This window comes from Blautia hansenii DSM 20583 (assembly GCF_002222595.2).
Lineage (GTDB): Bacteria > Bacillota > Clostridia > Lachnospirales > Lachnospiraceae > Blautia > Blautia hansenii.
In genome coordinates, this window is the sequence record NZ_CP022413.2 from 2,852,228 (window position 1) to 2,867,361 (window position 15,134).

Below are 15,134 nucleotides of genomic sequence, written 5' to 3' on the forward strand. Positions count from 1 at the left end.
ATACAACCCTCCCCTTTATTCCAGCATAATTTTAATAATTTCTTCATTAGTTCCCTTCATTCCGTCTTTGCCTAATCTGCCTACACTTTTCAGGGTATCTTCAATGCCTTTCTTTACAATTCCGTCACCACCATAGAACTGTTGTCCCTGCATATACATATTATAACCTAAAATTCCTGCTTCAACTGCAAATGCAATTTTCCCTGCGCAAGACGCCTTTGCTCCATCACAAATAATTCCTGATACGATTGCCAAAGCATTTACTACTGTATGAATAACCGCTTCATAATCACCGCCTGACAAATACGCAATTCCTGCTCCTGCTGCTGCTCCTGCGTTTACAGCACCACAATATGCAGAAAGCCTTCCTATAGGTGTTCTCTGATGAATAGCAGTTAAATTAGACAACGCCAGAGCACGATATAACTGCTCATCTGTGGCTTTCAGTTCTTTTGCATAAGTAATTACAGGCACAGAAACCGTAATTCCCTGATTTCCACTTCCTGAGTTAATAATAACCGGCAATTCACAACCATTCATTCTGGCATCGGAACCGGCTGCTGCCATAGCTGCTGCTCTGGCTTTTAGGCTGTTTGCATCACTGGAAAGAATAACTTTTCCAATATTTGCCCCGTAATCTGCCTGTAACCCTTCTTCTGCAATAGCCATATTATATGCAATCTGTCTATCCAAAATATCTTTTATATCAACTAGCTCCACATGGTTAATATAATCCCAGATATCTTTCATATTCAACAATTCATACTTCACTGTATCAGAAGGCATATCATTTAAGCAGTCTGAGCTTTTCAAAATCTGATGATTATGCTCCACCAAAACTACGTTTGTGTGGGAATTAATAATATGTACCTTTGCATAATCCTCTCCTTTATACAGAGTAATTACAATATCGAAAATAATCCCCTCATCAAGATGCTCAACGACAATTTCTTTCTCTTGCATAAATTTCTCAATATTTTTTATATCATCTTTTGAAACATCTGCAATAACTTCCAACTCTTTATCTGGGTTTCCTGCAACAATTCCCGCTGAAACTGCTGCCGGAATTCCCTTTAAATGACCTGTATTTGGCACAATCACAGACTTCACATTTTTAATGATACTTCCGCTTGTCTGAACCAAAACTTTATCCGGAAGGTCGTTTAATTCTCTCCTTGCTATTGCTGCCGCATAGGCCAACGCAATCGGTTCTGTACAGCCCATTGCTGCCATCAGCTCTTCTTTTAAAATTTCTGTATATGCACTATAGATTTCTTTCTTCTGTTCCATATTCTGCTTCCTTTGCTTTCATTCATGTTTTTTATTATTCTACCATGATTTTCTGCAACTGACTATTACATCTCGCCTATCTTTAATCTATGATTTCTTCTTCATAGTGCAAAATTTCCTTTGTAACAGCATCTACTTCCACGTTAATTTCCTTGTTGCCGTCATGTATTTCAATCTCATATCGAACATTTCCATCGTCTGTGTCCAACTCAGATTTTACTACACTACCTGCTCCGCTTCGTGCCAGCGCTGCTTCCTTTGCTTCATCTTCTGTAATAATTTCTTCGCTGTTCTGTGGCTGTGAACTCTCTTGTGAAGGTTCTTCTGATGGCTGAGGAACGGTTCTCAATCGACTATCTTCCAACTCACTTTTTAAGACCTCTCCTGTATTTCCATCAATTTCTACCTCACACCGGTTCGGTCCATTATCAATAATAAATTCATATACTACCTTACCGTCATCTTCGTCTTTATTAGACTGTATGATATCTCCCTGAAACGCTTTTAATGCTGCCTCTTTTGCTTCTTCCATTGAAATTTTTGCTTCCTTGGTCCCACATCCGCAAAGCAATGTCACTGCAAGTAATCCCAATGCTAATTTCTTCATATCTGATTTCCTCCTCATCATTACTGATTTTTCTCTACTATAATTATTGTGCCCTTTATAAATTTCCCTATAACTGGTTTATGCTGTTCTCTCTTTCTAAATTCAACAGATATCTTTTTGCCTCTACTCCACAGGCAAAACCGGAAATATCCCCATTTTTGCGAATAACTCTGTGACATGGAACAACAATCATAATAGGATTTCTGCCATTTGCCTGTCCAATTGCCCGAACTGCTTTTTTATTGCCTATGGCAACGGCAATATCCTCATAACTTCTTGTTTCTCCATAAGGAATTTTCTGTAATTCTCTCCAGACTGCCTTTTGAAATGCGGTTCCTTTACCATCTACAGGCAAATCAAAAATTTTTCGCTTACCGGCAAAATACTCGTTTAGCTGATGATATACTTCATGCAAAAAGTCCGAATGATACTCAAAGTTTCGACTTTGCAAAATTCCCCTATCCTGATTATCCAAATATAAACGTATCAACTGATTATCCTGCTCACAAATTGTTAAAAATCCAATAGGACTCTGGAAACTATAACTGTTTTCCATGTTTTCACCACCTATTCTATTTCATGGTGCTATTTTATCATATTTTTATCTTCTTATCCTTTTCTGCTTTCTAAAATCTCTTTTATAGTTTTTTCGCTCTCTTCTAATTCCTCTGCAATCTCAGCTATCGTTTTCCCTTTTCTTAATTTTTTCTCTGCAAGCTTCAAAAGCATATCACGCTCTCCCGCTTTTTTTCCTTCTTCCCAAGCCGCTTCTCTTTCCTACTTTATATGCTTTTCCTGGTCATATTCAAATATGCTCATATTTTTTGCCTCCGCTCGATTTTTTTCCAGAAATTCTTTGAGAATTCCTTCCTGAATACACTCCTTTATGGCTCTCTCAACTGCTTCTTCCAGTTCCAAACTGCATTCCTCTTTTATAGTATACAAATCGGATAATTTTAATATCTGTCTATCCGGCTGTTCCACCTTCCCGTTATAAAAAATCACAAAACGTGGCGGTGGCAGTTCTATAGGTTTTGTCCCATATAAATTAGCTTCTCTGGTCATAGACGAATATAGCGCAGAAATATAAAGCAGAAATCGAAGGGGTAAATTAAGACTATATGTAGACTGATGCTCATATAGCGATAATCGGGCATCTATAAGAAACGAAATATCATTTCTCATAGCCATATAGATAGCGTTTTCTAGCGTATTAATCTCCAACATTTCCGGATTAGTGTAATGTTTACGCTAATTGCATTATAAAGCTCCAATAAATGCTCCTTGTCTTCAAACAGCATAGCAAAGATAGTCGCTTTGTATGTTCTGTTCGGAATACTGTCTAATGTTTTCATAAAATCACTTCCTCCTTTTTATGTTCGCAGGAGATTTTCTGAAATCATTCATTTCCAGCTTTTTCCTTACATGTCTGAATCGTCGTTTACAATACACATTCAAAAATCTCTCTGCATTTTTCTTTTTTACTGCGAATAAAAGCATTGAGATTTCCCTTGATATGCTGTTAGATTTTCAGACACGGTCAGATACCGCAACAGACGTATTAGACTATCGAAAATATAATGCTTTGAAATTATTGTAGCATATCATAATTAAAATTTCTATAGACTTTTCAACTTTCATTTTCCTCCCCAACAGAAAAACCCCGGAAACCTTACGGTTCCGGGGTATCTTACGCTTGGACACAATGTATCTTTCGATACTCTATATTTTATTCTAATTACTCGATGATTGTAGCAACACGACCTGAACCTACAGTTCTACCACCTTCACGGATAGCGAATGTAAGACCCTGAGCCATAGCGATTGGGTGGATCAGTTCGATTGTCATTTCTACGTTATCACCAGGCATGCACATTTCTGTACCTTCTGGTAACATACAAACACCTGTAACGTCTGTTGTTCTGAAGTAGAACTGTGGACGGTAGTTGTTGAAGAATGGAGTATGACGACCACCTTCATCTTTTGTTAAAACGTAAACCTGAGCTGTGAATTTTGTATGGCATGTGATGCTGCCTGGTTTAGCGAGAACCTGTCCTCTTTCGATTTCGTTTCTCTGAACACCACGAAGAAGTGCACCGATGTTATCACCAGCCTGAGCTTCGTCTAACAGTTTACGGAACATTTCGATACCTGTTACAACTACTTTACGTGTTTCTTCTTTAAGACCAACGATTTCAACTTCGTCAGATACATGAAGTGTACCAGCTTCTACTCTACCTGTAGCAACTGTACCACGACCTGTGATAGAGAATACGTCTTCTACAGGCATGATGAAGTCTTTATCTGTGTCACGCTGTGGGTTTGGAATCCAGCTATCAACAGCAGCCATTAATTCCATGATTTTGTCGCCCCATTCGCCGTTTGGATCTTCAAGAGCTTTTAAAGCAGAACCCTGGATGATTGGTGTATCATCGCCTGGGAAATCATATTCGCTTAACAGTTCACGGATTTCCATGTCTACTAATTCAAGTAATTCTTCATCGTCAACCATATCACATTTGTTCATGAATACAACGATGTAAGGAACACCTACCTGACGAGATAACAGGATATGTTCTTTAGTCTGAGCCATAACACCATCTGTAGCAGCTACTACTAAGATAGCACCATCCATCTGAGCTGCACCTGTGATCATGTTTTTAACGTAGTCAGCATGTCCTGGGCAGTCAACGTGTGCGTAGTGACGGTTTTCTGTTTCATATTCTACGTGAGAAGTAGAGATTGTGATACCACGTTCTCTTTCTTCTGGAGCTTTATCGATATTTTCGAAATCTGTAGCTGTGTTACCAGCAACTCTTGCAGCAAGAGTTTTTGTGATAGCAGCTGTTAAAGTTGTTTTACCATGGTCAACGTGTCCGATAGTACCAATGTTACAATGCGGTTTGCTTCTTTCAAATTTAGCTTTAGCCATTTTGAATGTCCTCCTTGTTTAACATGCGCCCCGTTTGGGCATATATTATTTTGATTTTGTTGCCTCATAACGAGGCGGTTGATATAGTCAACCTGCTATCCTTGATTATATTGCAAATCAAGGATATTTGCAAGTTTTATTTAACTATTTAATTATTTGTCTGCTTTTCCAGACAGAACCTTTTCCTGTACAGATTTTGGAACTGGTTCATATTTTTCAAAGAACATGGAGTAGTTACCACGGCCCTGTGTTCTGGAACGTAAGTCTGTTGCATATCCGAACATTTCAGCCAAAGGAACGAATCCGCGGATCATTTTACCACCGCCGATATCATCCATACCTTCGATACGACCACGACGGGAGTTGATATCACCGATAATATCACCCATGTACTCTTCCGGAGTTGTAACTTCAACTCTCATGATTGGCTCAAGAAGTACTGGTGACGCTTTTGCCATAGCATCTTTAAATGCAAGAGAACCTGCAATGTGGAATGCCATTTCAGAAGAGTCGACTTCATGGTAAGAACCATCATATACGTTAGCAGAAACGCCAACTACTGGGAAGCCGCCCAGGATACCAGCCTTCATAGCTTCTTCGATACCTTCACCAACAGCTGGGATGTATTCTTTAGGAATAGCACCACCAACAACTGTGGACTCGAACTTGAACAGTTCTTCTCCGTTGGCATCCATTGGCTCGAATTTAACTTTACAGTGACCGTACTGACCACGACCACCAGACTGTTTTGCATATTTGCTGTCAACATCTACTGCTTTTGTAAATGTTTCTTTGTAAGCAACCTGAGGAGCACCTACGTTTGCTTCTACTTTGAATTCACGAAGCAGACGGTCTACGATGATTTCCAGGTGAAGCTCACCCATACCAGCGATGATTGTCTGTCCTGTTTCTTTATTTGTATGAGCACGGAATGTTGGGTCTTCTTCAGCAAGTTTTGCTAAAGACTCACCTAATTTACCCTGACCAGCTTTTGTCTTAGGCTCGATAGCAAGCTCGATAACTGGTTCTGGGAATTCCATAGACTCCAGAATTACCGGATGCTGTTCGTCACAGATTGTATCACCTGTTGTTGTAAATTTCAAACCAACAGCTGCTGCGATATCACCGGCATATACTTTATCTAATTCCTGACGTTTGTTAGCGTGCATCTGAAGGATACGTCCAACACGTTCTTTCTTTCCTTTTGTAGAGTTCAGAACATAAGAACCGGAGTTGATTGTTCCTGAATATACACGGAAGAATGCAAGCTTACCAACAAATGGGTCAACCATGATTTTGAATGCAAGAGCTGCAAATGGTTCATCATCTGAGGAATGTTTTTCCATTGGGTTTCCATCTAAGTCTGTACCCTGAATAGCAGGTACGTCTACCGGTGATGGCATGAACTCAATGATAGCATCAAGAAGCTTCTGAACACCTTTGTTTCTGTAAGCTGTACCACAGCAAACAGGAACAGCAGCACATTCGCATGTACCTTTTCTTAAAGCTGCTTTTAATGCTTCGTTAGAAGGTTCTTCTCCTTCTAAGTATTCCATCATAAGGTCATCGTCTAATTCGCAGATTTTTTCAACCAGCTCTGTACGGTACAGTTCTGCGTCATCCTTCATATCTTCCGGAATATCTACGATAGAAATGTCATCACCCTTATCATCATTGTAGATGTAAGCTTTCATTTCGAATAAGTCAACGATACCTTTGAATTCGTCTTCTTTACCGATTGGTAACTGAATGCAGATAGCATTTTTACCTAATCTTGTTTTAATCTGTTCTACTGCGTTGTAGAAGTCTGCACCAAGGATGTCCATCTTGTTGATGAAAGCCATACGAGGTACATTGTAAGTGTCAGCCTGACGCCATACGTTTTCAGACTGTGGTTCAACACCGCCCTTAGCACAGAATACACCTACCGCACCATCAAGTACACGAAGAGAACGCTCAACTTCTACTGTAAAGTCAACGTGTCCCGGTGTATCAATGATGTTGATACGATGCTCTAATGCACCAGCTTTTGGTTTGCAGTTTTCCTGCAGAGTCCAGTGGCATGTAGTAGCGGCTGAAGTAATTGTGATACCTCTTTCCTGTTCCTGCTCCATCCAGTCCATGGTAGCAGTACCTTCATGAGTATCACCGATTTTATAGTTTACACCGGTATAGTACAGAATACGCTCTGTTGTGGTAGTTTTACCAGCATCAATATGAGCCATAATACCGATGTTTCTGGTTCTCTCTAATGGATATTCTCTTCCAGCCAATTGGATTTCCTCCTCTTAGAAACGATAGTGAGCAAATGCTTTATTTGCTTCAGCCATCTTATGCATGTCTTCTTTCTTCTTAACAGATGCTCCTGTGTTATTCATAGCATCTAATAACTCATTAGCCAGTCTTTCTTCCATTGTTTTTTCGCCTCTTTTACGAGCGTACAATGTAATCCAACGAAGAGCTAATGCCTGACGTCTGTCTGCTCTTACCTCGATTGGCACCTGATATGTTGCACCACCGATACGTCTTGCTTTAACTTCTAATACTGGCATGATATTGTTCATTGCTTCTTCAAATACTTCGATTGCTGGTTTTCCAGCTTTTTCTTCCACTCTGGCGAATGCACCGTAAACAATTTTCTGAGCTACACCTTTCTTACCATCTAACATAATGCTGTTGATAAGTTTTGTAACTACCTTGCTGTTGTACATTGGATCAGCCAGAACGTCTCTTTTCTGAGTATGTCCTTTACGTGGCACGTTACTTCCCTCCTTAATCATATCCGATTAAATCATAGGTACTCACACAAACTATCCTGTATGTTCGCACTCGGTAAATCCTATATCTAAACCCGCAGCCACTACTGGGCTTATGGAATCCCGGTACAATTTTAATAGTTCTTTGTGACTTCTATGAATTCATCATAGCAAATTTTGCTTTGCTATTTCTGGATTTTTAAAAGTTACTAATTTTTATTTATTTTTTCGGTCTTTTAGCACCGTATTTAGAACGAGCCTGGCGTCTGTTAGCAACACCTGCTGTATCTAATGTACCACGAATAATGTGATATCTTGTACCTGGTAAGTCTTTTACTCTACCGCCGCGGATAAGAACAACGCTGTGCTCCTGTAAGTTGTGACCTTCTCCTGGAATGTAGCTTGTTACTTCAATTCCGTTAGAAAGACGAACTCTGGCGATTTTTCTAAGAGCAGAGTTAGGTTTTTTAGGTGTAGCAGTCTTAACAGCTGTACAAACACCTCTCTTCTGTGGAGAAGACATATCAGATGTCTTTTTCTGTAAAGAGTTGTAGCTTTTCTGGAGTGCAGGCGCAGTAGATTTTTTAACTGTTGTCTGACGTCCTTTTTTTACTAACTGGTTAAATGTTGGCATTCCTTTCACCTCCTGTAAAATTTGCACATTCTTTTATTTTCATAAAAGAAATAAGTGGCTGCCAGTTATTCATCACCGTGAATAATCTTTTTTGCGCACAAAAAAATTTACGTTTCTTATGCACGCTTTTTCATTATATCTATGAACTTTTCCCGTGTCAAGGGATTTTTTCTATTTCTTACAGAAACTTTTCCTTTCTGCGCACAAAAAACGAGGCATCCCTTTTCCCAAGGAAATGCCCCGCCCAAACAGGAGTCTATCGATTGTTATAACTTTCTGTCGTATAATCTTCCAATGGGTTCCAATTTGCAAATTCAAAGTCTGCTGCTGAAACGTCAGCGCCACCTTCTTGTGCTTTTGCAATCGCTTCATCCCATGCCTTCTGGGTATTGTCGGATAAGGTCTGTAAAGACTCTTTATAGTCTGTTTTTCCTGTCAGCACACCCTGAACAATCTGGCCAAGGTTTGGTGAAACTTCTGTTACATTTGCGTAAACCTTCGCTGCATCTGCTTTTGCTACAATCGGATCCGGACATAATTTACCCTGTTCTTTTGCGATTGTATAATATTCTTTCATAACGCCGTCTTTCATATATTTTTCATTGATACCTTCAATCGCAGATACAAATCCACCGTCTTCCACTACGCCTGACTGATATTCTTCTGAATACAATCCTTGAAGATATTTTGCTGCCAGTTCCGGATTATCGGAGTTTTTAGAAATACCCATCCATGGCTGTGCTCCGATATATGGAAGACCGCCTTTTGCACCGTCATCCGGTTCAGGCATTGGCATAACACCGAATTTTAAATCCGGGTTTTCTTTTTCCCATGTTGAAATACACCAAGCACCCTGAATTAAGAATGCAGCCTGATTTTGTGCAAATAAAGCTCTTGCTTCCGGAGCTGCAAGGTTTGCAGAGTCCGGATGGAAGCTTCTGTCCTGTACTAATCCGCTGTAAAAATCAAATGCCTGAACCATTGCATCGGAAGCTAAAACGTTTTTTCCGTCTACCATACTGATAACCCCAATATCATTGGATTTACTTCCTGCAAGGTTGGATAATGCACGAATTGCAATTTCCAGACGATTAACCTGTTTTCCACCCTCAATCATTCCGTAATATTTACCTTTTCCTGCTTCTGTTACCTGTTTACAGACTTCTCTGAATTCTGTCCATGTTTTTGGAAGATTATTCACATCAACTCCTGCATCTTCTAAAACTGTTTCATTATAAAAAACAAGAGTATTTACAATATTCGCTGCTTCAGGTAAAACATATACCTGTCCATCCATTGTAGTAACACCTTCATTTAAAGAACCTTCTGAAAATGTATCAAAAAATCCCTCTTCCACATAATCATTCATTGGCATATACCAGCCCTCTTCCACTGCTGTGGAAAGTTTTACACCACTTGGCAAAGCAAATAAGTCAGGAGCTGTATTTGCTTTAATAGAAGAGTTGATAGTTGTCTGATACTGGTCACCAGAAAGAACGGTATATTCCACCTTACAGTTGTTTTCTTCTTCAAACTTTTTGTTGTACTCTTCCCTTCTGGCTTTTGTACTGTCACTCATATCTACGACCTGAAGAACTTTTTCTCCGCCTTTGTCATCGTCCTTTTTCTCCGTAGATGCTTCTTCTTTCTGTGTTTCCTTTTCTCCGCTTACGTTTGGTCCGCATCCTGCTGCTGAAACCACCATAAGACCTGCCATAAATAATGCTGCAATTCGCTTCTTCATTTTTTTCCTCCTTATTTTAAATCATAATGATTTTTTCACTTAATAAAATTTCTCAACTCTTAACTGCACCTGCTACGCCGTCCACAAAATATCTCTGTAAACATATAAAAATAATAATAATCGGAAGAACTGCAATACATGCACCAGCTGCAATTCCTGTCCAGTCTACTACATTTTCACCTCTTAAAGCATAAAGACCTACTGCTAATGTTCTAAGCTCTGGTTTACTAAGTGTTACAATTAACGGCAGAAGGAAAGAGTTCCATGTCCAGATGAACTGCATAATCACTACAGTAGCCATAATAGGCTTTGCAAGAGGGAACATGATGCTGGTATATGTTTTCATAAATCCACTTCCGTCAATAGTTGCCGCTTCTTCCAGTTCCTTGGGAAGACCTCCGTAAAAACTGGAAAACAGCATCAGGAAGATTACATGTCCTCCTCCGGCTTCTGCCAGAATTAAGCCTAACAGATTGGACTCTAATCCCATTTCTTTTAATAATTCGTAAATAGGAATAACTGTAAATACCAACGGGATTGTGATACTTGCCATAAAAATTCCCATAATCAGCTTTTTACCGACAAATGCGTAACGCCCCATAACATAACCTGCCGCTGATGTAGCCAGCAATACGATTACAACAACGCTGACCGTTACAATAATAGAGTTTTTAAAGTATACGCCGAAGTTGGCATTGTTCCACGCTCTTACATAGTTTTCAAAATTTAAGCTTTTCGGTATCAGACTCAATCCGCTTGCAAAAAATTCATCCTGTGTTTTCAAGGAAGCTGTAATCATCCAGATAAACGGATATACCCAGACAAACGCCACTACCGCAAGCAATATGTAAATGATAGATTTTCCTACTTTTTTCATAGCGTTCTCCTTTCTCACACATTTCTCTTCTTATTAAAGTAGTTCTTCACAAGATTAAGAACCACACCAATTGTTACTACCATCAGACCAAACAGCAATGCCGCCGCACTGGCATATCCCAGCCTTGGGCTTCCTGTTGTACTAGAGTATGCAGTACGATATACAAAGGTTGCCACCACATCGGTTGCAAAATATGGTCCTCCGTTTGTCATCGTTTGAACAATATCAAATACTTTCAAAGAACCGATAACACAAAGTACAGCAATAACTCCTCCAATAGGAAGAATTAATGGAAATACTACATCCGTAAAAGTTCTGAATTTGCCTGCTCCATCAATTTTAGCTGCTTCATATACATCCTGAGATACGCTTTGCAAAGCCGCAATCCAATAAATCATATAGGTTCCCAAATCTTTCCATATTCCTATAAGAACCACAGTAAATAATGCAGTCTTTTCATCTCCCAAGAAGTTAATAGTATCAATTCCCAAAAGAGCAAGCACCTGATTGATTGGTCCTGTTCCTCCAAAAATAAAAATCATAATAATTCCTACAATAGATGCCGTGGTAATAACCGGAATAAAGTACATCGTACGAAACACCGTAGCGCCTTTTCTGATAATACTTGTCAGTATGTAAGCAATTACCAATGATAAAATCAACTGTATCGGCACGCTGAATATCATATATTTAAAGCTGTTTACAACAGAATTCTTAAATAGCGGATCCGCCAATAGCTCCTTAAAATTCTGTAAGCCTACAAAAGTTGCATTCATAGTCATTCCTGACCAGTCCAGCATGGAATACCATGCGCTTGTAATAATCGGATATCCCTGAAAAAGAATATATAAAAGCAATGTAGGCAGCATAAAAACCCAGCACCACATATTCTTTCGCACAATCCTTTTTTTCTTTACAGAATTCATTTTTCGAAATTCTGTCAAAGTAGTTTTTCCCTCCATATCTTCCTCCTATATTTATTATTTAATATAAATTATTAAACCTGTTTTTCTCTGGTTATAATATACTATATTTATTTCTATAAATCAATATATTTTAAACATTTCGTTAATTATAGTCAATAATCACCTTTTATTTATGTGCATTTTTAACATATACTTTTCAATTTCTTTCCGATATAATTTATCTATAATTTTTTATTTTAAATAATAATAAATAATAATTAAACGGAGGAAATACCATGTATATCAGATTAGTATATTCAAAAGAGTCAGAAACTATTTCTTTCGCTGCTTCGGAGTTAAAATATTATTTATCAAAAATAACTAATTCAATTGTTTTTGTTGACGACAGCACGATACAGCACTCTACTATTGCACTTGAGCTTTTCCCTGACTCTCAAAAACATTCTGATACAGATGATGAATATCATATCGAAGTCTCTAAAGGAAACGGACATATTTATGGAAGTAATTCTCGCTCAGTCCTGCTGGGTATTTATAAATATCTGACACTTTTGGGTTGCCGCTTTCTAAGGCCCGGAAAAGCTTATGAATATCTTCCGATGCTTTCTTCCACGGAAGACTTGGATATTTGCTGTCATGAAAAAGCAGAAAATAAATACCGCGGTGTTTGTATTGAAGGGGCAGATTGTCCTGAAAACATTTTTGAATTTATTGACTGGCTTCCAAAATTGGGTTTCAATACTTTTTTCTTACAGTTTGAGCTTCCCTATGCTTTCTTAAATTTATGGTACAGTCACAAAAATAACCCTATGCTCTCTGCCGAAGAATTTTCATTAGAAAAAGCTGCTGAAATTTCACTTCTGATAGATAAGGAATTACAAAAACGTAGCTTAAAGCATCATCGTGTAGGGCATGGCTGGACTTGTTCTGTTTTAAATCAAAACACACTAGGCTGGGTAGAGGCAGATAACACCTTGGATAAATCTCAGCTCCCCCTCACAGCATTGGTAAATGGCGAAAGAGGCTTCTTTGGAGGCATCCCTATTAACACAAACTTATGCTATTCCAACCCTGACGTAGTGGAAAGTTTTGCCGAAAAGGTTGTAGCTTATGCTAAAAAACACCCTGAGGTTGATTACCTTCATGTATGGCTGGCCGATGCTGCCAATAACCATTGTGAATGTGAAAATTGTCAAAAGTCCATACCGACTGATTTATATGTGCGTATACTGAATAGAATTGATGCTCTTCTCACAGAAAAAAAATTAAAAACAAAAATTGTCTTTTTGATTTACGAGGAATTGCTTTGGGCGCCTCAAAAAGAAGAAATCCTAAACCCTGACCGATTTGTTATGATGTTTGCGCCAATCAGCCGTACTTTTAAGAAATCTTACCAAATGCCAAAAGAGCTTCCTGCTTCTCCTGCATATGTGCGTAATAAAATTACTCTTCCTGTTAATCTGGAAGAAAATTTGTCTTTCTTAAGCCAATGGCAAAAAACCTTTAATGGCGAATGTTTTGACTATGACTATCCTTTGGGACGGGCGCATTACGGTGATATGGGGTATGTGCATATTTCAAAAATCATTTATGATGATATTAAATATTTAAAAGCGCTTCATTTAGACGGTTATATCAGTTGTCAGGAGCTTCGGGCATTTTTACCTAACGGACTCCCCAATTATGTAATGGGCAAATGTCTTTTCGGAACAACACAAACCTTTGAAGAACTGGCTGAAGAATATTTTTCTGCAGCATACGGCGAAAACTGGAAAATTTACTACCAATATTTAAGTCAGGTTTCTGCTCTTTGCGACTGTGATTACTTTAACGGAAAAGGTCCTCGTGAAAACAAAACCGTACAGGAAAATATGATGAAATTAAAAGAAGTTTTGCTGCGCTTTAAGAAAAATCAGGAGACCTTCCCTGCCACACATCCATCTGCTATAACTGACATTTTCTGTAAACATCTTGACTACCATAATGAGTATTGTATACTATTAGCAAATGCACTTTATTATTTAGCAGGAGGGGAACAGGAAAATACCCAAAAGGCATGGAAAGATTTTCATGATTTTATTTGTTCACACGAGCTTGACTTCCAGAAGGCGCTTGACGTTTATCGTGTTATAGAGGTTTCTACCAATTATGCCGGTTTCCCTGTAATAGGAGGTTAAACGTTTATGACTAATCAAGAAAACCGAAGTACCATATTGGAATACATTTTCCGCAATGCACCTGTTGCACGCTCCACGATTGCCAAGCAAACACAAATTACTCCGGCAACAGTAACGTCCATTTCCGGAAACTTTATTCAAGAAGGCATCATACAGGAAATCGGCGCAGAGGATAATGCCGCCGATTGTTCCCCCGGAAGAAAAAGAATTTTGCTGGATATTGTTCCGGACAAGGTATATGCTATGGGAATTGAATTTACTTCCCGACATATCCGTTTTTCTATTTGCAACTTGCGAGGTGATACAGTATTTCAGTCTTCGTTTTCTGTCAAGGAAACCGATAATGGCAATATCACTGATTTTATAGCAGAAAAAGCAGAAGATATTTTAAAAGAAAATCCTTCCTTCGCAGCTTCCATAGTCGGAATGGGAATTGCCGTTCCCGGGCATATCGATGCGCATCAGGATAAGGTAATTACCAATTCCTCTCTGTGTCCGCAGTTTAGCGGAGAAGCTTTGAAAAAGCGGTTAAACATACCTATTATCTGCGAAAACAATGTGCGCTGTATGGCATTTGGAAGATATTTATTTGACCGTTCCTCACCTGATACCTTTGCTTTTTTTCATGTGGGCGCCGGTATGTTCTGCGCTCTCATAGAAAACTCAAAGCTTTTTCAGGGAACAAATTACTATGCCGGCGAAATCGGACATACCATTGTAAATCCAAACGGCAAGAAGTGTGAATGTGGAAAGTATGGCTGCCTTCAAACATATTGCAGCGAAACATGGCTTTTAAAATATTGCCGTCTGTTGTACGAAAGTAACGCAGACACAATTTTGCCCTCACTGAAACCCTGTGCAGATGCGTTGACCATTGAAGATATTTCCAACGCTTTTTCTCTAGGGGACACTCTGGTTGGAAATTATATTTCTACTGCTTTAAAATATCTGGGCATCACTGTATCGAATTTAGCAATTATTACTAATCCGGATAAAATTTATCTTCACGGCAATCTTTTTTCAAATACAGAAATTAAAGAAGAGCTGATGGATTATATCACAAAACAGCTCCTTTTTGTAGATGACCCATCCGACCAAACAGTTCAAATTTTAGACTATGATACATACGCCGGAGCTTCCGGAGCTGCTGCCTATGCAATCAAACATTTTTATATCTCTAATATCTAAAAA

The 15,134-nt window shown here is 38.8% G+C and carries 12 protein-coding genes and 1 pseudogene; 2 read left to right on the top strand and 11 right to left on the bottom strand.

Features of this window, described 5'->3' with window-relative positions:
* Positions 1 to 15 precede the first annotated feature (15 nt).
* The 11 genes and pseudogenes from CGC63_RS14370 to CGC63_RS14420 form a co-directional block, all read right to left on the bottom strand.
* Entirely contained in the window at positions 16 to 1,290 is a 1,275-nt protein-coding gene (locus CGC63_RS14370) for an L-cysteine desulfidase family protein (RefSeq protein ID WP_003022257.1), read from the bottom strand.
* An 82-nt stretch (positions 1,291 to 1,372) separates the two neighbouring features.
* Positions 1,373 to 1,897, bottom strand: a complete 525-nt coding sequence (locus tag CGC63_RS14375; protein ID WP_154965474.1) for a PepSY domain-containing protein — start codon at positions 1,895 to 1,897, stop codon at positions 1,373 to 1,375.
* A gap of 67 nt (positions 1,898 to 1,964) precedes the next feature.
* Entirely contained in the window at positions 1,965 to 2,453 is a 489-nt protein-coding gene (locus tag CGC63_RS14380; protein WP_003022253.1) for a methylated-DNA--[protein]-cysteine S-methyltransferase, read from the bottom strand.
* 53 nt (positions 2,454 to 2,506) lie between these two features.
* A pseudogene (locus tag CGC63_RS16035) lies at positions 2,507 to 3,252 on the bottom strand (hypothetical protein).
* Positions 3,253 to 3,635: 383 nt separating this feature from the next.
* Positions 3,636 to 4,829 carry an elongation factor Tu gene (gene tuf / locus CGC63_RS14390; protein ID WP_003022245.1) on the bottom strand — a complete coding sequence of 398 codons (1,194 nt, stop codon included), beginning with the start codon at positions 4,827 to 4,829 and terminating at the stop codon, positions 3,636 to 3,638.
* Between the two features lie 152 nt (positions 4,830 to 4,981).
* Positions 4,982 to 7,102: an elongation factor G gene (gene fusA, locus CGC63_RS14395; protein WP_009246896.1), complete on the bottom strand. Its 2,121-nt coding sequence runs from the start codon at positions 7,100 to 7,102 to the stop codon at positions 4,982 to 4,984.
* 15 nt (positions 7,103 to 7,117) lie between these two features.
* A complete protein-coding gene (rpsG, locus tag CGC63_RS14400; protein ID WP_009246897.1) occupies positions 7,118 to 7,588 on the bottom strand; it encodes a 30S ribosomal protein S7 in 471 nt (156 codons plus the stop codon).
* 217 nt (positions 7,589 to 7,805) lie between these two features.
* Positions 7,806 to 8,219 (bottom strand): 30S ribosomal protein S12, encoded by a 414-nt coding sequence (gene rpsL, locus CGC63_RS14405; RefSeq protein WP_009246898.1) that lies wholly within the window; start codon positions 8,217 to 8,219, stop codon positions 7,806 to 7,808.
* Between the two features lie 256 nt (positions 8,220 to 8,475).
* Complete coding sequence (locus CGC63_RS14410) at positions 8,476 to 9,963, bottom strand: ABC transporter substrate-binding protein (protein ID WP_003022233.1); 1,488 nt, start codon at positions 9,961 to 9,963, stop codon at positions 8,476 to 8,478.
* 52 nt (positions 9,964 to 10,015) lie between these two features.
* On the bottom strand, positions 10,016 to 10,840 hold the full coding sequence (locus CGC63_RS14415; RefSeq protein ID WP_009246899.1) for a carbohydrate ABC transporter permease: 825 nt from the start codon (positions 10,838 to 10,840) through the stop codon (positions 10,016 to 10,018).
* Positions 10,841 to 10,854: 14 nt separating this feature from the next.
* The gene (locus CGC63_RS14420; RefSeq protein WP_003022230.1) at positions 10,855 to 11,802 is read right to left on the bottom strand and encodes a carbohydrate ABC transporter permease; all 948 of its coding nucleotides are present in this window, start codon (positions 11,800 to 11,802) and stop codon (positions 10,855 to 10,857) included.
* Positions 11,803 to 12,041: 239 nt separating this feature from the next.
* On the opposite strand from CGC63_RS14420, the gene CGC63_RS14425 reads away from it, so the two are divergent.
* Both CGC63_RS14425 and CGC63_RS14430 read left to right on the top strand, forming a co-directional pair.
* The gene (locus CGC63_RS14425; RefSeq protein ID WP_003022228.1) at positions 12,042 to 13,943 is read left to right on the top strand and encodes a DUF4838 domain-containing protein; all 1,902 of its coding nucleotides are present in this window, start codon (positions 12,042 to 12,044) and stop codon (positions 13,941 to 13,943) included.
* Between the two features lie 6 nt (positions 13,944 to 13,949).
* Complete coding sequence (locus CGC63_RS14430; RefSeq protein ID WP_003022225.1) at positions 13,950 to 15,131, top strand: ROK family protein; 1,182 nt, start codon at positions 13,950 to 13,952, stop codon at positions 15,129 to 15,131.
* Positions 15,132 to 15,134 lie beyond the last annotated feature (3 nt).